The sequence below is a fragment of the Hamadaea flava genome (genome assembly GCF_024172085.1).
In the GTDB taxonomy this organism is placed as follows: Bacteria; Actinomycetota; Actinomycetes; order Mycobacteriales; family Micromonosporaceae; genus Hamadaea; species Hamadaea flava.
This window is the reverse complement of sequence record NZ_JAMZDZ010000001.1, coordinates 1,921,750-1,946,691: the sequence shown is the minus strand read 5'-3', so window position 1 is coordinate 1,946,691 and position 24,942 is coordinate 1,921,750. Positions and strand designations below refer to the sequence as shown.

Here is a 24,942-nt window from a genome sequence, read left to right as displayed (position 1 = left end):
GGAGACCAAGTCCAGTGCGGGCGTGTGTTCGGTCAACCGGTCCCAGACCAGGTGGCTCGCTGCGGCAATCAGCGCTGACGCAGCGCTTACCAGGATGGCGTGCCGGTACGCGCCGAGCACGCCGTAGTCGCGCAGCGCCAACACGGCTGGTCGTCGCGGCAAGTGTGCGGCGACCACCGGCGCCGCCCGGCGCACCACTGCCGCGCAGACCAGCGTCACCGGCAGGCAGAACAGCACCACGCCTGGCCACTGGTGCGACAACGGGAACACCGGCAGCCCCGACCCGTCCAGGGCGTACGCGAGATCAGGCGAGGCCGCCCCGGCGACGAGTGCCACCCCATCAAACCAGCGCGGCCACCACAGCTTCAGCGGCAACGGCATTGCAGCGTGCGAGGGGAACGTCAGCGGCACCGCGGCAGACTAATCCTTTGCCTTCGGCGCCGTGGCGCGCCCTGACCGTCGTGCGATCAAGGGAACCGCTCGTGCCGTTCAGCGCGCACTGCTCCGCGCCGGGCTGTGGCGAACCAACGAATGTTGGGCAGCCGTACGCATCATGCCTGATCGCCGGTCAACTCCGGCCACTTGCCGGTGCCCGCGTGGTAGTCGCGGTCGAAGACAGAGGGCCGTCGGCGGTGCATTGCCAGTTGCGATGCGGCGAGGTCGGCGGCGAGCCGGATCGTGTTGGTGACACCAGGTTCGGCTTCGCGAGGCGGCGGAGCCGTTCCCTCCCGGGCGGCTGTCTCTGCGGTTTGAACCCACAGGGCACGTTCGGCGAGTGCCTGGAGATCGGCTTCGTCGGCGAATGCGGCGGCGAACACGTCCGCCGACAGGCGGATGGCTTCGGCTTCCCACGATTGTTCGGGGCCGGCGAGTTCGGCGTAGCCCTGGCGGCGGGCGGCGGCTTGGCTGTGCGCACGGAATGCAAGTCCGATCATGTTCAGGGTCACGACGTCGAACGGTTGCGCATAGGGGTCCACCGTGTAGGGCCGAGATACTGGGATGTCGGCGAATCCGAGGGATCGGATCAGTTCGAAGACTTGGTCGTCGGTGCTAAGGTATTCGCCCTCCTGATAGTCGTAGCCAATGGTGCGGACCAGTCGGCGCTGGGCGACCGGGAGTCCGCATACGGCGGCCCAGGTGGTGAGGTCACCGGCGACGTCGGCGGCGGCTCGGGTGAGGATGTTAGCGGGGCGGTGCATGTATCCGCAGTCGTCGGTGGACGCCGGCTGCGGCAGGTGCACTGACGACACCGGCGTGCCGGGCAGCGACCAGTGCACTTGGGCGCAGTCGCCGTCGTTGACGTACGCGGCCAGAGCGGGCGCATTCCACGCGATGGTGAGATCTTGCAAAGCCGCCACGAGGTCAGGTGGGTCCGAGATCAGGTTGGAAGTCTCCAGGATCTGCCAGCCGTCGCGGAGTTCGCGCAGGTGGCGGTGCTGCACGCCGATGCGGTCGATGTAAGGCAGGAGGGCGGCACGAGTGCTCGACCGGGTCAGCAGGATGGAACCGAAGTAGCCCATCGGCGCACCCTACGGTAAGTGTGTTGTCGAGCTTGCCGAAGCCGAGCGCCTTCCCACGTCGACATTGACGCCCGATTCATTCCGTCAACGGGTGGTGACCAGGCGCTGGCTGTTTGATGTCAGGGCCACCTCGGTGTGGTTGCGGGACATAGCCTTTGGTGGGTTCGGGAAGGGTCTCGACGCACTCCTGTGAGCAGGCGTTTACCAGCAGCGGCAGGACGTCTGCGCCGGAGGTCCAGAGGGAGATCCAGACTTGTCGTAGATTTGCGCTGGTGACCGCCTGGCCGCAAACACTGCACGTTCTGATCGCCGCGGCTCCCCATACGCCTGGGTCCAAGTCGTCGAGGTCGAACTCCGACGCAGAATCGGTCAATTGCGGGAAGTGCGACCGGTATTTGTAGTTGCCGTAGATTCGCCGGGTGCTCACCCTGCTTCCGGTGAGCTGGGTGCAGTGAGTGATCTCGTAGGGGAACCAGTGCAGCCGCGGGGACGTATACGGGTCGAACATCTCCAGGCTCGACATGGCGCCGATCTCCGGCGGGATGCGCACCAGATTGCTGCCGTAGAGCCCGAGGTGCCTAACCGCCGTCAGCTTGGCGATCGTCGGTGGCAACGTTATGACCTGTCTGCGCTGTTCCGGGGTGAGGTCGGTCAGTGGGGTGAAGACCTCCCGACCGTCAGCGGCCGCCTGCTCGATCAGCTCCAATAACCGGATCCAGCCTGGTGCGCGTACGTCCTGCCTTTCGGCGTGAAAGCGCGTCGGCTTCTGCGGTCGGCGGGACGTCATTTCGAGGCAGGTGCAGGAGCCGGCTGGTCGCGACGGTTCTTCGGTCACTGGCACACTCTAGGACGTTGTCGAGACTCGGGCAGGCCGTCGTGTTAATGGACCGCCTCCTGGAAAATGTTTCGCGCGGATCGGCCGAGGGTGTGTTACGGGAGCGGTGCGTCGGGCCAGTCGGCCACGATGACCAGCGGAACCGAGTCCGGCGACCGGTAGTGGTCCCCAGGAAGGTATTCGATGTGCTGATGCCGGTTCACTGTCTGGTCATCGGCGGTCTCGGTTTGCTCAGCCACGCCGTCGAGCGCATCCCAGATGATATCGAGATACTCGCGACCACCAGAGAAGTGCAGCGTGGTCCCGGCTTGCAGGCGGACGAGCAGCGGGCCGGCGGTCGCCTCTTGACAGACAACCCCACCGGTGATCGCCACCTCAATGGGCTCGGGATGTTGGCGTAGCAAGCGGGCGAGCGCGCGTAGCGCAGCCGGCGGCCCGGCAAGCTCCACCTCCCCGTCGTCGGCCGAAAGACGGCAGCGCCGGTGATGGTCCATCGCCGCATTGTCGCGCACCGTGCGGCCCTTCGCCTCGTCCGCAGTCGACTGGTGAAGTACGAGGGGATGGTCTCCGAAGCCGCGTAGATTCACTGGGCTGCTGCCGGCATTAGAAGCCGCTCCGCCGCGACATGTCTGAGACCGTTGACCTAGGACGATGCTCGATGCTGCCTGCGGTCACCGCACGCACTTTCGGCTGGCACCTGATCGCCTCCCGCAGCCGCACCGACGGCCAGGGGGCGACGCTTGCTCCGGCCCCCAGACGAGGAGGACGAAGACATGAACGCTCCAGGCGTCGGGGCGACAAGGACGTTCCACACCGACGGATGGCCGCCATAGCGACGAAAGGCGCCGTCAAGATCTGTACGATGTCGCCCATGGAGGCACGATTCCACGGCACCTGTTTGATCACCAGTGACGTAGCGTCCCTCGCCGCGTTCTACGCCACAGTGCTCGACACCACGGTCCGCGGTGGTGACCCCTTCGCCGTCGTGTCCGTCTCCGGCGCTGTGCTGTCGATCTACTCCTCCAGCGGCATGGAAACGATGGTGCCCGGTTCAATGGCAGGTGCCAGAAGCGGCAATTTCACGCTGGAGTTCGAGGTCGACGACGTCGACAACTGCTACGAACGGCTGCTGGCCGCCGCAATCCCGATCGTGAAGCCACCCACCACCCAACCTTGGGGCCGACGCTCGGTGTGGTTACGCGACCCTGACGGCAACATCGTCAACCTCTACCGGCCGACGTCGTCCACCGACCTGAGCGTTGACGCCAGCAGGGAAGGTAGCCATAGCCGCTGACCTCCTGATGCGCGCGAGGCCACGATCAAATTTGGGCGAAAGGTGGCGCTCAGTGGGTTGATGCCTCCCCAACCTTCTCCCTTGTGCATCAAAGCCGCCATTGGCGCTGATTGGGAAGCTGAAGACGATCTTGAGAAGCGATGCTGATCGCCGAAGGCTGCGCGGCCGATTTTCGCCAGCTGCAGCGACAAGCCGACAAGCCGGCAAGGCTAAGAAAGTCAGCACCTGGCTTCACCCGTTTCGATGAGCGCTGCTGTCCTGCGCATACAGGGTGCTGCTGAAGTCATACGAGGCAGACAGGAGAGGGCCGTGGAGTGCACCGGCGCCGTGGCCGTCCTTATCGCGGTGATCGCCCGCCAAGCGTTTGAGCGTCAATGTCGATCGTCATCGGCGGCGGCCCGCCAGCGCGAAGGGCACCGCCGGTCACGCAGCCGAGGAAGCCACCATCCGAGATGTATTTCTGAGCTTCCCCCATGTAGCAAAGCAGGGTCCGGCGGTCGCACGCGACGGCTTCCCCAGCCAGCCACTTCTTGGCGTGATCGGCGAGCTCGAGCACCACGAGCTGTCCTGCGAGCTCGCTTGGTGTGATTCCCTGGAACCGGCAGTCACGCACGCGAGTCCGGGCAACGAGATACCGGTTCGGAGCGACTGCCATCCATGCGTGTGCCTGCACAGCTCCGGCAGATGGGTCCGTGGTCCAGAAGACGTCCGGGGCGTAGGTCGGAAGCCTCAGGTCCTGGTACTCGCGCAGGAGCAGTAGCCGAGCCTCATGATCGAGTGCATTGAGTCCCAGGCTTCCGTCGGCAGTTGGAACGAGGAACGAAGTCGCGAAAAGTGGCTCGTCCATCGGGATGTGACCCGCCTCTTGTGCCTCGAAGAAGCCCTCGGATAGGTAGAACGCTTCGATCGCATAGTTCAGGACGGTCCAGCGGCCCTGGCGGCGGATGAACTCGCTGGTGATGCGCAGCAGGGGAAGACCAGCCCATTCGCACAGTTGATCTTTCAGCCGGTCTCGTCGTCGCGTGGCGGGGTCGGTCCAATGCTGACGGCCGTCCAGCTCGACGGCGAACTTCGGCATGGACGTCTCGGCCGTCACCATCACGAAGTCCAGATGGGATGCCAGCCCGTAGCGTCTCACGCCAGCGGTCCATGCATCGACGTCGACAACATCGGCGAGCCGTACCTTGGCAAGTAGTCTGTCCCCATACTTGGCCGCAGCGACACTCAGCTGATGGTCCGTGACCTTCTCATACCGGTTCACCAGCACAGGCCGAACGCGGCCTGCGCTTGCGTCCGACATCCTGGACCCTCCTGCCTCGCGTTATCTGGCGTCGGTATAGACGGCACCGTACTCCGTCTCCGGAGCGAAACCGTTGAGTGATGGGCACGCCCATGCGGATGGTGGATGATGCATCGGTGACCGCACGCCTCACCGAACCCGACTACCAGCTGGTCTGGCCTCGTGCCCTCTTTCGAGCCGAGGCCGCCAAGCTATTGAACCAGCGCGGCCTGAAGGACTGGGACGACCGGTGCGAACTGCTGCTAGAGCAGGCATTCCTCGACGGCAGCCAGTGCGGCCCAGTTCGCGACTTTCGCGCCGCTGTCGACGGGCAACAGACGTTCGGTGAGGACACCAGGGAGCGCCCTACCGCACGTACGACGTCGCTGACGATCCGGCAACAGTTCCTGCGCGACCTCCTCGGCAACGCAGATATCCTCCTGGAGCTTGGCCAGAATCGCCGCCCATATTGGCGTGAGCGCCTCGCCGGCCAGCGTCAAGGTGGCGCCCTTGACAACGCGGCTGCCGCCCGCGAAGTCATCAGCCTCATTAACGAGTTCGACTACGCGGGATACTTCGACAAGCGGTTCGGCAAGGACTGCGTGGACGAACCTCGAGATGATGCACCTAACGTGCTGAGCCACCGCGAGCTGGGCGTCGACGACCTGTGGCCGCTTGATCGCGATCGCCTGACAGCAGACCTGGATCTGTTCCTCGACGCCGTCGAGCTTCTCCATGATCACGTCGCGCGTCCCACTACGCGATGGCTGCACAACTATGCCGGCTGCGGCTGGCACCACAGCTCGTTCGACGGCGTTTCGGGCCGCATCGCGTATCGGTGGCGGATCAACAGAATCCTCGCGCGCAGCGGGTTGGGCCTGCGCCTTGCCGAGGAGGGCGAAGATGTGGGACGGCTCGTCGCAGTCACTGACGACGCTCGCGGTGAGCTCGTCGCAGCCGTCGTGGCACGTGACGACGGCGAGCCGGCCGATCAAGTCAAGCACGCGCTTGCGCTGTACCGGCAGCGCGGCGCCGACCGCAACCAGAAACGATCCGCGGTCGTCGCGCTTGCCCTCGTGCTGGAGGAGCGCAGGCACAACGTCTTGTCGGACGTGCTTGCCAAGAGCGACCGGGGTGCGCTGTTCGACATCGCCAACAACTTCCACATACGCCACCAGGACGCGAAGCAGAAACGCGACTACGACGACTTCTACCTCGACTGGATCTTCTGGACCTACCTAGCCACCATCGAGCTGACCAACAGAGTCCTCGACGGACAGAAGCAGGCTGACGTATTGAGCGCATCGACGATATCGGATGGCTGACTTTGGGTGCATCCCTCCATACACCGCGCGGGAAGGCTCACGCAGTGCCTTCCATGGCGCGCACGTCCACTCGCCGCAGGCTTCGACGCACAGCAGCCTGAAACGCGGGCGGGTATGAGATGGAGTTCCTCCACCCGGTTATGCCGTCGATGCGTCAGGCGACGCACGACTCGTCGCTCTTTGGTCCGCCGTGGTGACCAGCCACGCCGCGAAGCCCGCAGCCCAAAAGACGAAGCTATCGGTCGACTTGCAGATCGTCCGGTTGCGGTAGCCCCCGACCCGAAGACAGCGGCAAATCGACCAGGCTGTCGAGATCAAGGCAGGTTCAGGATCTGCCGAACTCGCTCGGCAGCCATGATGGGTGTGGGCGGCGCCGAAGCGCCAGCACACTGCGACGTATCACCTTCATTCATCGCATGTCTCGCCAAGCTCAGTCCAGTCGGCGTGATCGGGGAACCCGAAGTCGTAGTCGCGCAGTGCCTGGGATCTCTGCAGAAGGTCCTCGGTCGCGGCCAGGTGTTCCTCAGCGGTCATCAGGGTCACCTCGGTACGGAAGCCATCGGCCAACCGAGGGTCGACTGCGTGGAGGCGTTCGGCTACCTCGAATGCAAGTAGATAGGCTGCGGACTCAAGCGCGTGGCGTCTCGCGGTGAGTGCCTTGTGGGGGTTCTCGTCTGGTTGGATGGCTGTGAGCAGGGCTCGGGCACCGTTGGTTCGTGAGCGAAGGCTGACATGGGAGAACTCGCCCAGCGCCTTGCCTAGTATTGCTGCCCGTTTCCAGCCTGCGGCGTCGATCCAACGTGCTGGTGACCTGCGCGCTCCGGTGCTATCGGCGACCCGCTGGGCACGCTGGGGCCTTTGGCGCCAGGCGTGCGCCACGCAGGTCTGTTCGAGCAAGGTCCGTATGCAGGGCAGGGATAAATCGGTATCTTCAAGCCAGAAGTGGAAGGCGCTGCGGAGAGCGCCAGCGGCGAGCCGCAGGGCTATGCGCTCAGCTTCAGGCGCCCAGTAGCTGGCGAGTTCGGCTGCTTCGGTGATCGCGATGAACCGAAATAGGCGGGTGTGCAGTGTACCCACATCGAACTCGTCGCCGAGGAGTCGCTGTTCCTTGCCGAGCGAGTGTCGGAACCGCTCCACACTGCGCATGCGACGTTCGATGAGGCACCCCATGGCAGCGTTCGGTTCGATGTGCGCTACTCGGTCTGTTTCAGCCGCCAGCTTCATGCTTAGGCGATAGCCCCGTGCTACGGCCGCGTGCTTCTGTGCCCATGGCCCGTTGGCGTAGGTTGCGTCCAGCTGGTGCGAGAAGATCTCGACCGGCCGTGAATGCCAGGTGGCAGAAAGGATGCTGATGTCGTTTCGCATCAGTTGAGCCCAGTGGGCACGGCCGTTTTCCAGCGCGAGCGTCGAAACGCATCCTCGTACCTGGGCAAACGTCGCTGCCTCAATTTCGACAATTCGATGGTGGAGGTAGCGTGTCTCTTCACCCAGTGGCAGGCGGTCCCGGTTGACCTCTCCTGCGGATCGTTCCCACTGTTGACCTGCAGTCAGGCTCCCGCGTCCGTGCAGGAACTCCGACAACTCCGACCAAGCTCGGCCCATGTCAAGGTCGTGGTGCTTGTAAACCTGCCAGACGCGAGTGATCCAGGCCGCGGTGTCCCTATCGTCATCCGGATCAACGCCGTGGTGGTCGGCCACGTTGATAGTCCAGCGCTCCAGCTGGCTGCGAGCGATGACGGCGGCCGCTAGGCTTCTTCCTGCGCCGAGGTGACGAATGGTTTCCACGTACCGGTCTGCACCCCACTGAACGTGGGCGGGCCACTCTTGCCGCCCGTGAATCCATCCATCGGGGGCTAGGGACCAGATTTCACCGAACTGGCTGAGGATCGCGTCGGCCCGGTTGACATGACAGAGCCCGGCGAGCGCGGAGGTTGGGATGAGCTCGGTGGTACGGGAAGCGACCAGCATGCGGTGGTTGTGTCGCGCCATGGCTAAGGCGCCCCAGAAGTGTCCTTCTGCTCGTCGGTGAGCCGTGGCTACGGCCTGCGGGTTCGATAGGTTCAGGCGGGCAAGCCGCCTTTTGGTGTGCTCGACCGCGCGCCAGTAGGCGCGATCCAGCACAGGTACCGGCGTCTGCGGTAGGTCCACCACGACCGTCGAGTCTAGGCAGCCGACGACCGATTCGCGTCACATTTAGGCTAGCAAGGTACACCTCGTCGGCCCGACCGTTCACCAGCCACAAGGTGGTCCAGCCAGGGGATCAGCCATCCGCCGGTCTGAATACCGGCAGAACCCAGTAATCGGCCATCTGGTCTACGAGTAACTCCCGCAACCAGCCGGCAAGCAGGGTCTGCGGACCGTGGGCGCCGGGATCCGCGTCGTCATCGGGGTACCTCTCTCCTGACTGCCATGGCCGCGATGGGCCGTGGCGAGAAACGCCCAGGAGTAGGGGCCATAGACCTGACTGTGTGTGTTCACGGTGCAGGCGCGCCCAGATGGTCGCCGGTGCCGGGCCGTCGCTGAGCCAGAAGACAAGTCGATTGAGGTCTCGTTCGCTCGACATCACAACATTTCCGGGCGGCAGCGGCACGGATAGCGTCCGGCCGGAAGCGCCACTGTTAGGGACCAGGCTGATCAAGTCGGCCGGCTGTGGCGCTGCGGAGATCACCAGGCAGACGGAGTCGGGTCACCAGTGGCACTAGCAGAGATGCGGAGCCGCAGCACGAGGCCCGAATCGGACCGGGTGCTGTGCGTCGATCAGCACGACGCGAGGTGGCGTGCCAGCATGGACATGGCTGGCGGGCATAGCAGCGCGGTAGCGCGCCGGCCTCGTCAGCTCGAGGCCGCAGGTGAATCCTGCCCCCGCCAATCCCAGTGGGTTAGACGCGCTTCCAGCGCCACCGGCCGTCGCTGGAGTAGTACGAACACCGGTAGCGGTTGCCCGCCGAGCTCAGGCCGTACCAGCCGTGCTCGGAGTCGGGGCAGTACGCACCGGGGACCACGGTCCCACTGTGATTGTGAGTCGCTGACGTCTTCGGCGACGGTTTCGGAGACGGCTTGGTCGACGTCTTCGGTGGTCTCACCAAGGTCGGTTTCGGCGAGACAACGACCTTGGTAGCCGTCGGTGAAACCGTGAGCGTTGCCGACGGCGAGCCGGACGCTGAGGCGGATGCCGACGGTGTCGCGCTCGCGGTCACCGTGGCGTACGCGTCGGGCTGCTCCTTCTCCGAGGGGCTGGTGGCGCATCCGACGACGGCGACGCAGGCGGCCGCGATCGCAACCGCGATCCGGCCGTGTGAGGAGTTCGCTGCGGGCATCACCGCACCGTACGGAGACAGCCCACGGTCAACAACCAACTGTCGGCGACACGACGCCAAGCGCAAGCCGGCACCCGTCACTTACCTATAGATCAGCGGAAAGAGCATCCGCGCGACCGGTGAGGGTCGGGCAGTTCGAACGGCGCTGTTGCGTTGTCGGATCGCAGGACACGGTGGACCGTGAAGCTGTGCCCGGGTCAGATCGTGTGGGCGTGTTCGGCGAACGCTGCGGCCACGCGCGTTCAACCGCTGACCAGTCCGTTCGCGCCAGAAGATCCTCGTATCGCACCCGACGAGTATGAGCCGCAATCAGAGGGCCGGCTCGTCAGGTCGCTGCCCGACAGGTTGCGAACCGACCGCAGCCGACTGCTGCAGCACGAGAAGCCGGTCGCCGCAGCAGATCGAGCGTGACAACCAGCAAGGCGCAGCCCCGCGCAGCGAGCACGACGTCAAGTCCCAGGCAGTGTTCCTGGAGCCGCTAGAACCCGCTCCGGCTCGGCACATCCGAGGCCTGCTGACCTGGGACAGCGCTCGGCGTTGCCTCCAGCCGGCGTGCGCACAGATGCGACAGTCCGCGCCATGTGGCATGACGTCTTGACTCGCGAGAGTGGAGGAGCCAAATACCGAGGTAGGGACACGCATGACATCGATGATTGCTGCTTGATGTGGCCCATGATCAACCCGTAGCGTCAACCACATGAACACCCATCTTGCACATGGGTGCGACAAATGGGGGTTCAAATCCCCCCTGCCACCCAGTCTGTTCGAACGACCGAGAGCGCCGTAGTCCGAGGCTGCTCCGGAAGGCCAAGGTGCAGAGATGCACCTCGCGGCCCCGCTCTTGTGGGCTAACTGGCTGGTCATTGCGGGTGTAGGCGGGTTCAAGCCCGTCCATGGACACGGGCTGTTAGCAAATTTGCGCCAGCGGGGGATACGTAGCCAAGTCCGCTATAGACCTGGCAGCTCGAGTATTCAGATCTGCCAACGGGCCAACGGCCGGGTGGTCGAATATGTGCCTGCAAGATCGGTAGTCGCTCGTCTTGCCGTGTCGTCCTGGGAGACTGGCTTCATGACGCGCACGGTAGAGGGAATCCGCATCTTCCAAGGCCCTCAAGGGAATCCAGAGGGTGTGCTCCGACGCTTCGTCGGTCAGACCGATGGTCACTCGCAGTCCTCGCTCGATCGCTGCAAAGAGTTGTTGATCGCGGTCACACACTGGATCCCGCCAAGAAGTGAGCTGCCTGTCAGCGTCGAGGACTGGAAGGCCCACACACCGGACTGGTTTGTTCGTGCGTGCGCCCCGGAGCTGTCTACAGCCGAGGCGGAGGAGGAGCTACGGGCTTGGAGGGTGCTCGACGAAGCGGGGAAGGTTCGCTACGAAGCTGAGCGGCCGTGGACCTTCGCCAGCTGGATCGGATGGTTTGACTACTCATCCGACTTGCGGCGCTCCTGGCGCTGGTGGAACGGCGGTGCCGACGACGATTCGGAGTTCTGGGGACTGCCCCGGCTTTGCTTGACTCCTGACCTGCGAGGATAGGTTCTTCGCTGGAAGGAAGTTGATCGTGCCGAAGGCATTCCCCGAGGAGTTCCGTCGTGATGTGGTCGCGGTCGCCCGTAAGGGCCAGGCGCCGGTGGCGCAGATCGCCAAGGATTTCGGGATATCCGAGTCGTGTCTGCACCGCTGGCTGAAACTGGCCGACATCGAGGACGGAGTGCGGCCCGGCGTCACCGCCGACGAGTCAGCTGAGCTTCGTGAGCTGCGCAAACGTAACCGGCTCCTGGAGCAGGAGAACGAGATCCTGCGCCGTGCCGCAGCCTACTTCGCCTCCCGCGAGCACAACCCAAAATGACCTACCCGCTGGTTGAGGACCTGGCCGCCGACGGCATCCCCGTCGCGGTCGCCTGCCGGGTACTGGGGTTCTCCAAACAGGCCTTCTACCAGTGGAAGGCCGACCCGGTCTCGCAGCGCGACTGGGACGACGCCCACCTGATCAACGTCGCCCTCGACATCCACCACGACGATCCAGCGTTCGGCTACCGGTTCATCGCCGACGAGCTGAACGCCCAGGGCATCGCGGCAGGCAGCAACCGGGTCGCGAGGTTGTGCTCGATGCAGCGCATCTGGTCGGTGTTCGCCAAGAAACGCGGCCTGCATCGCCGTTCGGGGCCGCCTGTGCATGATGATCTCGTCCGACGCCGGTTCACCGCGACCACGCCGGATGCCTTGTGGTTGACCGATATCACCGAACATCCGACCGGCGCGGGCAAGCTGTATCTGTGCGCGATCAAGGACGCCTTCTCGGGGCGGATCGTCGGCTACTCCGTCGACGCCCGGATGAAGGCCGGCCTCGCCGTCGCGGCGCTGCGCAACGCGATCGCGTTGCGCGATCCGGCCGGCACCGTGGTCCACTCCGACCGCGGCAGCCAATTCCGGTCACACAAGTTCGTCAAAGCGTTGCGCCGCAATGGACTTCGCGGATCGATGGGCCGTGTCGGCGCGTGTGGTGACAACGCCGCGATGGAGTCGTTCTTCGCCCTGCTGCAGAAGAATGTTCTCGATCGCCAGCGCTGGGCGACTCGCCAGGAACTGCGCCTGGCGATCGTGACCTGGATCGAACGCACTTACCACCGTCGCAGGCGCCAGACCCGCCTCGGCCGACTCACCCCGATCGAGTTTGAGACACTTCACAAGACCGCAAAAGCAGTCTGACCAACCCAACCCCGAGAGTCAACCAAACTCGGGGCAGTCCCCTGGATTGAAGTCGAGGTGTTTGAGGACCCTGCGGCTGTCGGCACTTTGACGTGGATGATGCGTGCGGCGGGGGCACGCAGTGTCGTTGAGGTTGGTTTTCACGACCTGTAGGCGCTGGTGGCGATCGCGAGAGACAGCACTGCGGCAGCCCGTGAGTTCGCCGGCAGCTTGCAGCGCCGAGTGCGCCGCGGCGTAGTCGATGTGGGGTTCGTAGGCGAGGTCTGCGATCAGCATCCCGAGGTGCTCGATCTTGCGCTCTCGTGGGCCGGCTGTGCTGCTATCAGGGTGCTGTCCACAATCTGCGTGAAGACGTCCTCGCCACGGGGGGCGCGATCAACCGGCTTCATCGCGTGGATGGCCGATCGCAGGGTGAGCTGGGCGATTTCGCTATTGGTGGGACGCCCTGCGTCGACGGGAAGGACGTTCGACAGGCGGGGTGGCGGTATTGTCCTGACCCCTGACCCCTGACCCCTGACCCCTGACCCCTGACCCCTGACCACGACCCGCCCCGGGCGGGTTGTCGGTGCGTTCGTTTACTCTTCCGCATGTGTTTGAGGGTGTGCGTCGTTGGTTTTGGCTGGCCGGTGTGGGTGTGGTCCTCATCGTGGTCAGCATCTTCCTGCTGTGGCCGGATGCGGGGGTGGAACCGCGGGCGCGGCAGTATCGTGACGTCACCGCCTGCTTGCTGACCGATTCTGCCGGGGTGCAGTCGGCAGAGGTGCAGCCGGTGTGGGCCGGTATGCAGGACGCGTCGCTGAAGACTCTCGGTCAGGCGCGGTTCCTGTCGATTGAGGGCGATCAGGACGTGGCTAATGCGCGTTCGTATGCTAATACGCTGATTCTGGGCAAATGTGCGGTCATCGTCGCAGCCGGAAGGCTGCCGGTGGAGACAGTTCTTGCGGTGGCGCGTGAGCGGTCGAATCAGAGGTGCCTCATCGTCGTGTCGGGCGCGACCCTATCGTCCGTTAGCGGCAATGTGTCCGTGATTCCCGCCTTGGACCCGGATGCGACGCGACTGGCAGTGAGCAGCAGTGTTGCGAAGATGCTCAGTGAGCCGTGATCAAATCGTAGCTCCGGCGGCCTGAACGGGTCTTGTGCGCCGGCTGTATGAGGCCGAAGAATCTCCTCCGCCAGTCTTGGTTGATCATGGGGGAGTCGCGTCATGCGATCTTGGCCGCGTCGTGTCGTCTTTGTGGCGCTGGTGCTGTTCGGGCTGTCGGTCGGCGTGCCGTCCGGCGTGGTGCCCGAGAACGGCAGCTTCCCGCTCGGCTGGCTGACCTCCTGGATGGCGCAGCGTCCCCTGTGGGCCTACGGGTCGCCTACGGCAGGCCTACCTGCCGTAGCCCAGGGCCACGCCGGCAAGGGCGGCTACGTGTCGGCCGAGGAGACGGACTCGCACACCGGCACCGGGCGGGCGCCGAAGAAGGTCGCCAACGGTCTCGACGGTTACCAGCCGAGCAAGGTCGACAGCAGCCCGACGAAGCAGACGGTGGTGTCGCCGAAAGGGTTCGACGAGAAGTCGAAGGTGCGAGTGCCGCAGGCCTCGTCGGCGACCTCGACGATGTGGCGAGACAGTAACGGGATCTACGCCCGTCAGGTGTTCCAGGAACCAGTGAACTACAAGGCGGCCGACGGCACGTGGCAGCCCATCGACGGAACCTTCAAACGGACCGCCAGCGGTCGGTGGGAAACCGCCGCGAACAGCTGGAAACTCTCAATCGCCGGCGGCACGTCGACGGCAACGAGCACCGCGGAAGACGCGAGCGGGACCGTGCCGCTCGCCCTGGCCGGCTCGGCCGCCCAGGATCTGGTCACCGTGACAGCTCCGACGGGTGAGATCGTCGGGTACTCGCTCGAAGGCGCGACGCTCGGCGAGCCTGCAGTGTCGGACGGCTCCGCCCTGTACACCGGCGTCCTGCCGTCGACGGATGTCCGTATCGAGTCGCAGGCGATGGCGGCGAAGGAGACGTTGATCCTTCACTCGTCGTCTGCGCCATCGACGTGGACCTATCCACTGAACCTGTCCGGCGTCACCCCCTCCATCAACGCCGATGGTGAGGTCGTGTTCACCAACCAGGCGGGCACGATCGTGGCGCGCATGCCGCGCGGCTACCTGAAGGACTCGTCGTTCAACGCGCAGTCCGGCGAGGCGGCGTTCTCGCACGACGTGACGTACGAGCTGGTGGATGTGGACGGTCAGCCGGCGGTTCGTGTCACGGCCAGCGCGGCGTGGCTTGCTGATCCGGCCCGGGTGTTCCCGGTCTATGTGGATCCGGTTCTGCGGCTGGACACCGACGGCGACACCTACGTGATGTACGGCGACGACGTCGATCATTCAGGCGAGGACACGCTCAAGATCGGCACTGCAAACGGTGGGACGACGCGGGCGAAATCGCTGCTGCACTTCGGCGACTTCGCCACCACCTACGGTGGCAAGCACCTGACGTATGTGACGCTGAACCTGTTCATGACATGGCAGTACAACTGCACCGCGCAGCCGTTCTCCGTCTACGCCGTCGGTGCATCATGGGCGGCCACGTCGGCACGATGGGGCAGCAGCACCACCTACGGCGGGCCTGCGCTGCGTAGCCCGGCACTGGGCACAGCGTCGCCGAACTCGGCGGCCGCGTGTGGCAACACCGGCAGCAGCGCGACAGTCGGTGACTGGGTTCCGGTGATCCTCAGCGTCGACGAGTTCAACGCGTGGACGACTGGCGGCTCGACGAACTACGGTCTGGCCGTGTCGGCCAACTCCGACACCACCAACGCCCAGTGGAAGCGATTCACCTCCCGCAACGGCCCGACGGGCGACACTGCGTGCGGCGGGCGGACCTGCGCGCCGTACATCTATGCGATCTACACCGACGACGTGCTGCCGCAGGTCGACACGCGGTACCCGGCCAACGGCGCCACCGTCGACACGTTGACTCCGGAATTGACCACGCGGGCCCACGACCCGGACAACTGGCCGGCCAAGGGTTTGAAGTACCAGTACGTGGTCTACAACGACGTGTGGACCCGGCTGTGGACCTCGACCTGGTCGACGACTCCCAGCGTCACAGTTCCCGCCGGCATCCTGGCCTGGAACAAGAGCTACAACTACACCGTCCTGCTAGACGACTACTCCTTGAAATCAGCCGAGCGACCATACGCGTTCACCACACCGGTTCCGCAACCAGCCATCGCATCGCAGTTCTCGCAGAACTCCGGCAAAGGCTTCGACCCGTCCACCGGTAACTACACGACCTCGGCTACTGACGCTTCGATCGCGGGGGTCGGCCCGGGTCTGGAGATCACCCGGTACTACAACAGCATCAACCGCAACAGCGACACAGCCGCTTTCGGTGCCGGATGGACATCCGTGGTCGACATGCGCGCGACCCAAGTCAAGGACTTCGCCGGAACCCTTCAGACGGTGTCGGTGCGGTATCCGACCGGACAGGAAGTCGCGTTCGGCCGCAACAGTGACGGGTCCTTCACGGCACCGATGGGCCGCTATGCCGTCTTCAAACCGATCTTGTCCGGCACGACTGTCGTGGGTTATTCGCTGACTGACAAAGACGCGACGACCTACACCTTCGCGCAGGCCAGCGGCACGACCGTGTGGAAGATCAGTTCGATCACCGACGCTAACGGCCGCACCCTGACGTTCACCTACAACGCGAGCGGGCAACTCGAGACGATGACATCGGCGTCGGGCCGGTCGTTGCACGTCGAGTGGATGACCTCCTCCTCGACGCGGGACTACATCTCGCGGATCTACACCGACCCCGCCATCAGCGGTGACGCGTCGACGGTCAAGTCGTGGACCTACACCGTGGACAACGTCAAGCTGACGTCAGTCTGCGGCCCGGTAGCGAGCGAATGCACCACGTACGCGTACACGTCCATCTCCCAGGGCGCCAACACGGTACTCAACAGTGGCGCTTACTCCTATTGGCGTCTCGGTGACGCTCCTGGGCCAATCGCCAAGAGCAGCGTCCTGGCCCGTGCCGGTACCGACAACGGCCTGTACAACAACGTCACCGTCGGTCCGGACAAGATGTACACCCAGGCGTCGGCCTCGGCGGCGTTCAACGGCACCTCATCATCGGTGCAGTTGCCCGGCAAACTGGTGACCGACGGCACCTACCAGTCGATCAGCCTGTGGTTCAAGACCACCACTGCCGGTGGTGTGCTGTTCTCCTACAGCGCCGGGGCGATCAGCGGCGGCACGACCGCTGGCAACTACACACCCGCCCTGTACATCGACGCCAACGGCTACCTGCGCGGCGAGTTCTGGCAAGGCACCACGACTCCGATCAAGTCGCTGACGACGGTCACCGATGACACCTGGCATCACGTCGCACTGATCGGCGCCGGTGACACGCAGACGATGTACCTCGACAACACCGTTCAGGGCACGCTGGCCGGCACGATCAGCATGTACCAGACCGGCGGTGCGTCGTACGAATACCTGGGCGCGGGATTCATCGGCCACGGCTGGCCCGACCACGCCAACAGCGGCGCATCTCCGGCGAAGGCCACTTACTTCACCGGGCAGATCTCCGACGCCGCGTTCTTCACCAAAGCCCTAGCCCGGTCCGAGGTCGCGGCCGTCCGCGACGCGGCGCGCTGGTCGTCGTACGAGCTGACAAAGATCACCCGGCCCTCGGGTCGGGTGACCGCGCAGGTCACCTACGACACCGCTAGCGCGAAGGTGACCACAGTCACCGATGAGAACGGCGGCACGTGGACCCTCAACGCGCCGACCATCGCCGGTGACAGCGACGTCTATGCCGCATCCGTGCTGGGCAGCAAACCGGCGAACTATTGGCGCCTGGACGAACCCGGCGACACCACCGACGCGGTCAACGAGGTAGCGGGCGGCACCGCCACCTACGCCGGCACAGTGACCTTCAGCGAGACCGGGCCATTCGCCGACCGTACCGCAGTCAAACTCGACGGCAGCAGCGCGAACCTGCTCCTGCCGACGTCCAACATCAACCTCGGCGGACCCGCCAGCGTCAGCCTCTGGTTCAAGATGCCGTCGGCCAGTACCGCGGGCGGCGTTCTGTACGGGTACCAGAACGGGCCGATCACCGACCCGACGGCAACGACTAGCGCTGTCCCAGCGCTGTACGTCGGCACCGACGGCAAGCTGCGCGGTGGTTTCTGGACGACAGCCGGCGGCACGCCCATCACCACCACCACCTCAGTGGCGGACGGCAAATGGCACCAAGCCACGCTAGCGGCGTCCAGCGCGTCGCAGACCCTCTACCTGGACGGCGTCGCGATCGGCACCAAGAACGTCGCACTGTCCGTGCCGGCCAACGGCTACTCGTACCTCGGCGCGGGCAAATGGGCCAGCTGGATCGGGTCCAATGCCGCCAACCCGGTGGGCTACTTCCCGGGCTGGATCGCCGAAGCGGCGTTCTTCGGCAGCACCCTGTCCGCCGACGAGATCGCCGCCCAGTTCGCCGCCAGCAAGGCATCGCTGCCACAGGTGCTGACCACGGTCGACACCACGATCACCACGATCTCCATGCCGGTACAGACCGTCACGGTGACCGACCCCGGCGGCCAGACCATCTCGTACGCCTACGACCTGGCCAACGGCAGCAGGATGGTGTCGCAGACCGATGCGATCGGCAAGACCACCCGTTACGGATACGACACGGGCGGCTTCTCGAGCCTGGAGTACGACGAGAACGGGATCTGGACGCAGTCCATCCAAGACAGCCGGGGCAACACCATCCAGCAGATCAGCTGCCAGGACCAGGATCAGAACAAGTGCTCCAGCGTCTACTTCGAGTACTACCTCAACGCCGCAGACTCGGTCGACCCGCGCAACGACCAGATCGTGTCCAGCCGAGACGCCCGGTCCACGTCAGCCACCGACAACACATATAAGACCACCAACGCGTACGACGCCAAGGGGAACGCCACCACGGTCACCGATCCGCTCGGCCGAGTCACCACGACGGCGTACACCGACGGCACCACAACCGCCGCGTACGGCGGCGGTTTCGCCCCGGCTGGGCTGCCGGCATCGGTGACCAAACCGTCCGGAGCGATCGAGACGATCGAGTACTACCCCAACGGCGACGTCGGAAGGGTGACCACCCCCGCAGGCAAGGTCACCACCTACACATACGACAACCTGGGCCGCAAGCTTTCCGAAGCCGAAGTGACGTCGACCTTCGCGACGGGGCTGACCACGACCTACACGTACGACGACGCAGGCCGGGTGCTCACCCAGACCGATCCGCCGGTCACCAACCGCGTCACCGGCGCGGTCCACACCTCCGTCACCACCAACGTGTACGACGTAGACGGCAACATGACCTCGCAGACGATCAGCGACAGCACCGGTGGTGACATCGCCCGCACTGAGACGGTTGCCTTCAACAAGTACGGGCAGAAGGAGTCGCAGACCGACGCGGTCGGCAACACCACCCAGTTCGGATACGACACATACGGCAACGTTGTGCTGGAGACCGAGGCCGACGGCGGGCAGACCAGATACGAGCTGGACGCCAACGGCAACCTGCTGAACGCGTACATGGTCGGCTACACCGGTGATCCCAACAATCCGCAGACCGCGGCCGAAATACTGATCCAGGCGAAGAAGTACGATCCAGCAGGACGGCTGGCCTGGGAAAAGGACGCCGCGGGCTGGTACACCGCGTACGACTACACCAACAACGGCCTCGTCGCGAAGGTGATCCGCGCAGACGGAGACCCCGAAAACGGGACCTCGAAGAAATTCGTCACCCAACTGAACACCTACGATCCTGCCGGCAACTTGACCCAGCAGGTCACCAACAACGGCGCCACGACGACCGTCTACGAATACGACGCGGCTGGCCGGCAATGGCGCACGACGCTCGACGCGAACGGGCTCAACCGCGTCACCACGAACGTGTTCGCCGCCGATGACACCGTTGTCTCCACTCGGTCGTCGTCCGGCACGGCCGGCACGCTCATGGCGCGCTCGGACACGATGTACGACCCTGAGGGCAACGTCCAGGCCCAGACCTCGTACGCGACCGATCCGGCGACGACACCCGTCGCGTGGTGGAAGCTCAACCAGTCGACCGGAACCGACGCTGCCGACGCGGCCGGCAACGCCATCGCCGGCATGAGCAGTACCGGGGTGACCTGGAACGGAACGGCCGCGACCTTCGACGGCTCGACCGGCTACCTCAGCGTCTCCGACCCGGTCGTGGACACCTCCAGGTCCTTCACGATGTCGGCCTGGGTCACCCTGGCCGACAAGAACGCCAACCACCCCGTCGTCTTGAAGTCGTCGAGAAGCTCGTCGTCGTTCTACCTGATGTACGAGCAGTCCACCGACAAGTGGTACGCCACCGGATCACAGACCACCTATGGCGGCAGCTGGAAGGCCCTGCGGTCGACGTCCAGCCCGACCGTCGGCACCGCCACGCACCTGGCAGTCGTGTACGACGCCGCGGCCCAGACCTACAGCATGTATGTCAACGGGACGCTGGAAGCGACAACCACCGGCGTCGTCAACCGGCAAGACGCCCGCGGCAGCTTCTACATCGGAAAGTACTCCTCGTACTACATGGCGGGTTCTATCCGCGACGTCCAGGTCTACCAGGACGCTCTGACCGCAACGCAGATCGCAACGGTCAAGGGCGGCACCACGCCGGCCGCGGGCGCGAGCGTGTCGCGGGCGATGATGGCGACCGACGAAGGCGGCCTGATCCGCAGCTCGAAGGATCCCAACGGCAACGTCACCTCCATCTCCAACGACGAGGCCGGCCGCCCAGCGCTGCTGACCGGTGCGACAGTGACGGCCGAAACCTACTCGGGCGGCACGACGTCGGCCCGGCCCGTGACCTACATCGGATACGACACCTTCGGTGACAAGACCGAGACGGTCGACGGCAACGGCAACAGGACAGTCCACGTCTTCGACCGCGCCGGACGCCAATACGAGACGCACCTGCCGGCCTACACCCCACCCGGTTCATCTACGGTGATCAACCCGGTCGCGTCGCAGACCTACGACGCCCTCAGCCAGGTGACCACGTCGACCGACGCCCTCGGCAAGACCACCCACTACGACTACGACCAGCTCGGACGCGTCTGGAAGACCACAGCCCCGGACGGCGGAATCAGCTACGCGTCCTACGACCTGCTCGGCAACCAGACGTGGTCCAAGGACCCGACCAGCAAGATCTCCGGCGCGACCTACGACTACCTCGGCCGCCAGACCACGTCCTATCAGCACATGAACGCGGCCAACGTCGACTACACCACCACCTACAGCTACGACACCTACGGCAGGCTGCAAACCGTCACCACACCCGGCGGCTCGACCACCGGGTACACCTACGACCCCGCTGGCGAGACGCTGACAACGATCATCAACTCGTCACGAATCACAAAGGTGGACTACGACGGCCTGGGCAGGCCGGTGAAGACCACCAACCCCGACCTTACCTACTCCCAGGTCAGCTACGACATGCTGGGCCGAGCGAAGCTCACCAGCTCGTACAAGCCGGGTACGACGCCGACCCTGCTGGCATCCACCTCAGCGACCTACGACAAGGCCGGCAACCAGCTGACCTCGACCGACGCCGAGAACAACACCATCACCTACACCTACGACCCGACCGGCATGATCCTGTCGGAGACGCAGCCGATCACCGCCACCGACGCGATCGCCACGACGTTCGGCTACGACCTGGCCGGCAACCGCACCCGGTTCACCGACGGGCGCGGCAACAAGTTCTGGACCACCTACAACACGCTGGGCCTGCCCGAATCGCAGATCGAACCGGCGACGACCGCCTATTCGGCGGCTGCCGACCGGACGTACACGACCGCGTACAACGCCGCGGGCCAGGCCGCTTCGCAGACGCAACCTGGCGGGGTCACGCAAAGCTACGCCTACGACGACGCGGGACGAATGACCTCGCAGTCGGGTACCGGCGCCGACGGCGCCACCGGTACGCGTACCTTCGGCTACGACCTTGCCGGGCGGATCACGTCGTTCGACACGGGCGTCGGCACCAACACGATCGGCTACGAGGACCGTGGCCTGCCGTCCACGATCAGCGGCCCGTCGGGCAACTCGGCGTTCGAGTACGACCTGAACGGTTCGATGACCAAGCGCACCGACGCCGCGGGGACGACCACGTACTCGTACTTCACCAGCGGCCGAGACAGCGGACTGCTCAGCCAGGTCGCCAACACCAGCGCCGGGGTGGACATCCGGTTCGACCCCTACAACGACATGGGGTCGGCGACGACGCTGACCTACTACAGCGGCAACGCCAAGGCTGACACCCGCACCTTCGCCTACGACGACCTGCACCGCATGACCTCCGACGAGGTGAAGACCACCGGCGGCGCAACCGTTTCGAAGATCGTCTACGGGTGGGACAAGAACGGCAACGAGAAGACCAAGACGACGACGAACTTCGCCGGCGTCACCAGGAGTAACACCTACACCTATGACAAGGCCGACCGGCTCGTCACGTGGAACGACGGCACGACCAGCACGACATACGCCTACGACAAGTCCGGCAACCGCACCCAGAACGGCACCCGGCTGTTCGTCTACGACGAACGTAACCGACTCGTCGGCGACGGCGCGACCACCTACAACTACACCGCCCGGGGAACCCTGTCGTCCACCCAAACCGGGTCAACCACCTACACCACAACGGCAGACGCATTCGGCCAGATCCTGTCGCAAGGATCGGCCGGCGGCACGCAGACCTACACCTACGACGCGCTCGGCCGGGCGATCAAGACCGGATTCGCGTACACAGGGCTGGACAACGACCTCGCCGCGGACAGCGAGACCACCTACGTCCGCGACCCGTCCTCGGACCTCGTGGGCGAGGTACGCACCGCCGACCAAACCAAACGATTGACGCTGACCGACCTGCACGACGACGTCGTCGGCCAGCTCACCGCGACCTCGGCGACGCTCGACGGCTCCGTGAACTACGACCCGCTCGGCAAGGTCCTCGCCTCCTCCGGCACCGTCATCGGACACCTGGGCTACCAGTCGGAGTGGACCGAGAGCGTGACCGGCCGGGTCAACATGCTGGCCCGCTGGTACAACACCGACACCGGCCAGTTCGACACGCGCGACACCGCCTCGAACAGCCCGACGCCGGATTCCATCAACGCCAACCGCTACCAGTACGGCAACGCCAACCCGATGACCGCCACAGATCCCTCGGGCCACTGGCCGAGCTGGATCAAGAAGGCGACCTCGGCCGTATCGAACACGTTCTCCAGCGCCTACAACTCGGTCAAGTCGTACGCCTCCAGCGCCGCGAACTACGCGTCGAGCCGGATGAGCGCCGCCAGATCCTGGGCAGCAGACCGATACGACGCGGCCAGCAACTACGTCAACAAGAAAGTCAGCCAAGCCAAGAACTACGTCAAGAAAAAGGTCGAGCAGGGCCGCAAGTACGTTCAGAAGAAGGCCCAACAGCTCAAACACAAGGTCAAGAACACCTACAACAAGGTCAAGCAGGCGGCCAAACAGGTCAAGGCCAAAGCTGCCCGCCATGTGGCCAAGGTCGTCAAAAACGTCAAGGACGCGGCCAAAGCCACCGGAAAGTGGATCAAGGACCACAAAGACGCAATCATCGAAGTCGTCGCAGTCGTCGCGACAGTGGCAGCGACGATCGCACTCGGCCCGGTCGGTGGTCTGCTCGTCGGCATCGCGATCAACGTCGCCAAGGACGCCGCGACCGGTAAGATCCACAGCCTGGCAGACCTCGGACGCAGCGTCCTGTCCGGGGCCATCACCGGCACCATCGGAGCCGTCACCGGCGGCGTCGGCGGAGCCATCGGCGGCAAGATCGCCGGCATGGTCGCCGGCAAGGTCGGCACCGGCATCCTCGCCCGCGCAGCCACCGGCGCGATCGGCGGCGCCATCTCCGGCGGTGTCGGAGGCGGACTGGGCGACGCCGCAACCCAATACGCCCAAACCGGCCACGTCGACTGGGGCCGTGCCGGCGCCGCAGCGCTCACCGGCGCTGCAGTCGGCGGAGCTATGGGGGGCATCGGCGGAGCACTAACCAAACCACGAACCGAAGGCTCGCAAGGATCGCCCGGCAAGACATGCCACAGCTTCGACCCGTCCACCCGGGTCCTGATGGCCAACGGATCCACGAAGGCGATCAAGGACGTCAAGATCGGCGACAAGGTCACCGCCACTGACCCGACAACCGGACGGACCGAAGCAAAGCCTGTCACGGTTCTACACAACAACAACGACAGCGACCTGGCCGACATCACTGTCAGGGACCAAAAGACCGGCAAATCCACCGTCCTGCACACGACTTGGTTCCATCCCTTCTGGAACGCGACCAATAGCCAGTGGACAGACGCCAAGGACCTCAAAACTGGCGACCGCCTACGCGATGCCAACGGACAGACCACCCAGATCGTCGCCGCAGTCAAGGTCTGGACCGGGCTCCGCTGGATGCGCGACCTCACTGTCGATGACATCCATGCCTACTATGTTCTGGCTGGTAACGTGCCAGTACTGGTGCACAACGTTGACCAGAAGCGCCTATGTGATTTGACACTAGGCCCGGATGGGTCGCGTAAAGCGGAAGGTGTGACGGCAGAGCGTGGCGATACCGTTCTTCCGCACGAACAGAAGATGGTAAATGAGTCCGGCGACCGCAATGGCTGTGCGACGTGTCCAGCAACAAGTTCCGGCTATGCTGACGGACACTGGACGGGTGACCACACGCCGCCGAACAAGGCGGCCCCGAATGGTCCCTGGACGTTGTACCCACAGTGCAAGACATGTGCGAAACAGCAAGGCGGAATTGTCAACGGCATTAACAGAGAATGGTACGACTTTCCAGCTGAGCCTAGGTTTCCGGGGCTGGTAGATGGAACCAGGCTGGGTTTGATCAACCTGTAAAGGACGAATGGCTTGAGTGGTCCGCCCACTCGATCTGGTTTCGGGTAGGCGGATCGTCTCAGTTCGAATAGGTTGGCATCGTCCCGCTGAAAGGTAGGAGGTAGCAATTGATTCTCGGTAGCATCACGGCGAGCTTTGCTCACGGTCTTCTAATAATTGCCGCACCCGAGAGTACTGACGAACATGATTCCTGGGACGCTGCAACGCAAGCAGTCCACGGCGGACTTGACTCCATTTACGTGAGTGTTCGGCAATCGGCATCCGGCTTGGTTCAAGTCGAATGCCGGGAGGGCAATGGCGTCGAAACGGGCCTGATCAGCCTCTACTCTGGCGACCTTATTCTTCCTTCGATGAAGTTTGTGGTCTATGACCCAAATGAAACTGTTCTGCTCACGGTCTTGACCGATTCGGAAAGGGTCGGAGTAGACCTGTTTGGGGACCACGAAGACGAGTCCGCAAAGGTAGTCGTGTATGTTAGGCCGGGCCTAGCTTCGGCGTGATGCCTGCGTGTGGCCCTCCATCGCAGAGAACATCGGCCTTCCCGACGACGAAGGAACCGCAAGAAGCCGGCCAGTGCCATGCCGACGGCGGCGGCGGACGGCCCAGTCCTGTCACCGTCTGCCCGTGCCGTGGTGCTGCAAAGGGGGAACTCCGACGCCTCCCGCCGAGGCGTGAGTTCCCCGGGCCCGGCCCGGCTCGA

14 protein-coding genes and 1 pseudogene are annotated in these 24,942 nt (G+C 64.5%); 7 read left to right on the top strand and 8 right to left on the bottom strand.

Annotated elements, in window-relative coordinates; all coding sequences use genetic code 11:
• Nucleotides 1–36: 36 nt before the first annotated feature.
• From HDA40_RS42490 to HDA40_RS09225, 4 genes and pseudogenes are all read right to left on the bottom strand, one after another.
• Nucleotides 37–411, bottom strand: a pseudogene (locus HDA40_RS42490) (DUF4184 family protein); the annotation flags it as partial.
• Between the two features lie 140 nt (nucleotides 412–551).
• Nucleotides 552–1,520 (bottom strand): hypothetical protein, encoded by a 969-nt coding sequence (locus HDA40_RS09235; RefSeq protein WP_253753965.1) that lies wholly within the window; start codon nucleotides 1,518–1,520, stop codon nucleotides 552–554.
• A gap of 76 nt (nucleotides 1,521–1,596) precedes the next feature.
• Complete coding sequence (locus tag HDA40_RS09230) at nucleotides 1,597–2,355, bottom strand: leucine-rich repeat domain-containing protein (RefSeq protein WP_253753963.1); 759 nt, start codon at nucleotides 2,353–2,355, stop codon at nucleotides 1,597–1,599.
• 95 nt (nucleotides 2,356–2,450) lie between these two features.
• The gene (locus tag HDA40_RS09225) at nucleotides 2,451–2,867 is read right to left on the bottom strand and encodes an Imm32 family immunity protein (protein ID WP_253753961.1); all 417 of its coding nucleotides are present in this window, start codon (nucleotides 2,865–2,867) and stop codon (nucleotides 2,451–2,453) included.
• A 359-nt stretch (nucleotides 2,868–3,226) separates the two neighbouring features.
• On the opposite strand from HDA40_RS09225, the gene HDA40_RS09220 reads away from it, so the two are divergent.
• Nucleotides 3,227–3,649, top strand: coding sequence for a VOC family protein (locus HDA40_RS09220; protein ID WP_253753959.1), 423 nt, complete (start codon nucleotides 3,227–3,229; stop codon nucleotides 3,647–3,649).
• A gap of 337 nt (nucleotides 3,650–3,986) precedes the next feature.
• Here HDA40_RS09220 and HDA40_RS09215 read toward each other — a convergent pair whose 3' ends face one another.
• The gene (locus HDA40_RS09215) at nucleotides 3,987–4,949 is read right to left on the bottom strand and encodes a DUF2726 domain-containing protein (RefSeq protein ID WP_253753957.1); all 963 of its coding nucleotides are present in this window, start codon (nucleotides 4,947–4,949) and stop codon (nucleotides 3,987–3,989) included.
• 80 nt (nucleotides 4,950–5,029) lie between these two features.
• On the opposite strand from HDA40_RS09215, the gene HDA40_RS09210 reads away from it, so the two are divergent.
• Nucleotides 5,030–6,253: a hypothetical protein gene (locus HDA40_RS09210; RefSeq protein ID WP_253753955.1), complete on the top strand. Its 1,224-nt coding sequence runs from the start codon at nucleotides 5,030–5,032 to the stop codon at nucleotides 6,251–6,253.
• Nucleotides 6,254–6,658: 405 nt separating this feature from the next.
• Here the strand turns inward: HDA40_RS09210 and HDA40_RS09205 are convergent, their stop codons facing one another.
• Both HDA40_RS09205 and HDA40_RS41370 read right to left on the bottom strand, forming a co-directional pair.
• Entirely contained in the window at nucleotides 6,659–8,404 is a 1,746-nt protein-coding gene (locus HDA40_RS09205; protein WP_253753953.1) for a hypothetical protein, read from the bottom strand.
• Between the two features lie 728 nt (nucleotides 8,405–9,132).
• Entirely contained in the window at nucleotides 9,133–9,255 is a 123-nt protein-coding gene (locus tag HDA40_RS41370) for a hypothetical protein (protein WP_275978209.1), read from the bottom strand.
• A gap of 55 nt (nucleotides 9,256–9,310) precedes the next feature.
• Between HDA40_RS41370 and HDA40_RS09200 the strand changes: the two genes are divergently transcribed.
• The 3 genes from HDA40_RS09200 (at nucleotide 9,311) to HDA40_RS09190 (ending at nucleotide 12,280) form a co-directional block, all read left to right on the top strand.
• A complete protein-coding gene (locus HDA40_RS09200; protein WP_253753951.1) occupies nucleotides 9,311–9,661 on the top strand; it encodes a hypothetical protein in 351 nt (116 codons plus the stop codon).
• Between the two features lie 978 nt (nucleotides 9,662–10,639).
• Complete coding sequence (locus tag HDA40_RS09195; protein WP_253753949.1) at nucleotides 10,640–11,107, top strand: hypothetical protein; 468 nt, start codon at nucleotides 10,640–10,642, stop codon at nucleotides 11,105–11,107.
• Nucleotides 11,108–11,132: 25 nt separating this feature from the next.
• Nucleotides 11,133–12,280, top strand: a protein-coding gene (locus HDA40_RS09190; protein WP_372503156.1) for an IS3 family transposase whose coding sequence is annotated in 2 segments (ribosomal slippage) — nucleotides 11,133–11,399 and nucleotides 11,402–12,280 — 1,146 coding nt in all. Because the reading frame shifts where the segments join, the coding sequence is not laid out codon by codon here.
• An 18-nt stretch (nucleotides 12,281–12,298) separates the two neighbouring features.
• Here HDA40_RS09190 and HDA40_RS09185 read toward each other — a convergent pair.
• On the bottom strand, nucleotides 12,299–12,556 hold the full coding sequence (locus HDA40_RS09185) for a hypothetical protein (RefSeq protein WP_253753947.1): 258 nt from the start codon (nucleotides 12,554–12,556) through the stop codon (nucleotides 12,299–12,301).
• A 313-nt stretch (nucleotides 12,557–12,869) separates the two neighbouring features.
• Here HDA40_RS09185 and HDA40_RS09180 point away from each other — a divergent pair, with 313 nt between their 5' ends.
• Together HDA40_RS09180 and HDA40_RS09175 are read left to right on the top strand one after the other, a co-directional pair.
• Entirely contained in the window at nucleotides 12,870–13,382 is a 513-nt protein-coding gene (locus tag HDA40_RS09180; protein ID WP_253753945.1) for a hypothetical protein, read from the top strand.
• A 102-nt stretch (nucleotides 13,383–13,484) separates the two neighbouring features.
• Nucleotides 13,485–24,242: a LamG-like jellyroll fold domain-containing protein gene (locus tag HDA40_RS09175; protein WP_253753943.1), complete on the top strand. Its 10,758-nt coding sequence runs from the start codon at nucleotides 13,485–13,487 to the stop codon at nucleotides 24,240–24,242.
• Nucleotides 24,243–24,942 lie beyond the last annotated feature (700 nt).

Bases quoted from the DNA above. Each gene is read 5' to 3' on its own strand.
- HDA40_RS09175 (WP_253753943.1), top strand. From the start codon at position 13,485: ATGCGATCTTGGCCGCGTCGTGTCGTCTTTGTGGCGCTGGTGCTGTTC.
- HDA40_RS09215 (WP_253753957.1), bottom strand. From the start codon at position 4,949: ATGTCGGACGCAAGCGCAGGCCGCGTTCGGCCTGTGCTGGTGAACCGG.
- HDA40_RS09210 (WP_253753955.1), top strand. From the start codon at position 5,030: ATGGGCACGCCCATGCGGATGGTGGATGATGCATCGGTGACCGCACGC.
- HDA40_RS09235 (WP_253753965.1), bottom strand. From the start codon at position 1,520: ATGGGCTACTTCGGTTCCATCCTGCTGACCCGGTCGAGCACTCGTGCC.
- HDA40_RS09185 (WP_253753947.1), bottom strand. From the start codon at position 12,556: ATGCTGATCGCAGACCTCGCCTACGAACCCCACATCGACTACGCCGCG.
- HDA40_RS09195 (WP_253753949.1), top strand. From the start codon at position 10,640: ATGACGCGCACGGTAGAGGGAATCCGCATCTTCCAAGGCCCTCAAGGG.
- HDA40_RS09220 (WP_253753959.1), top strand. From the start codon at position 3,227: ATGGAGGCACGATTCCACGGCACCTGTTTGATCACCAGTGACGTAGCG.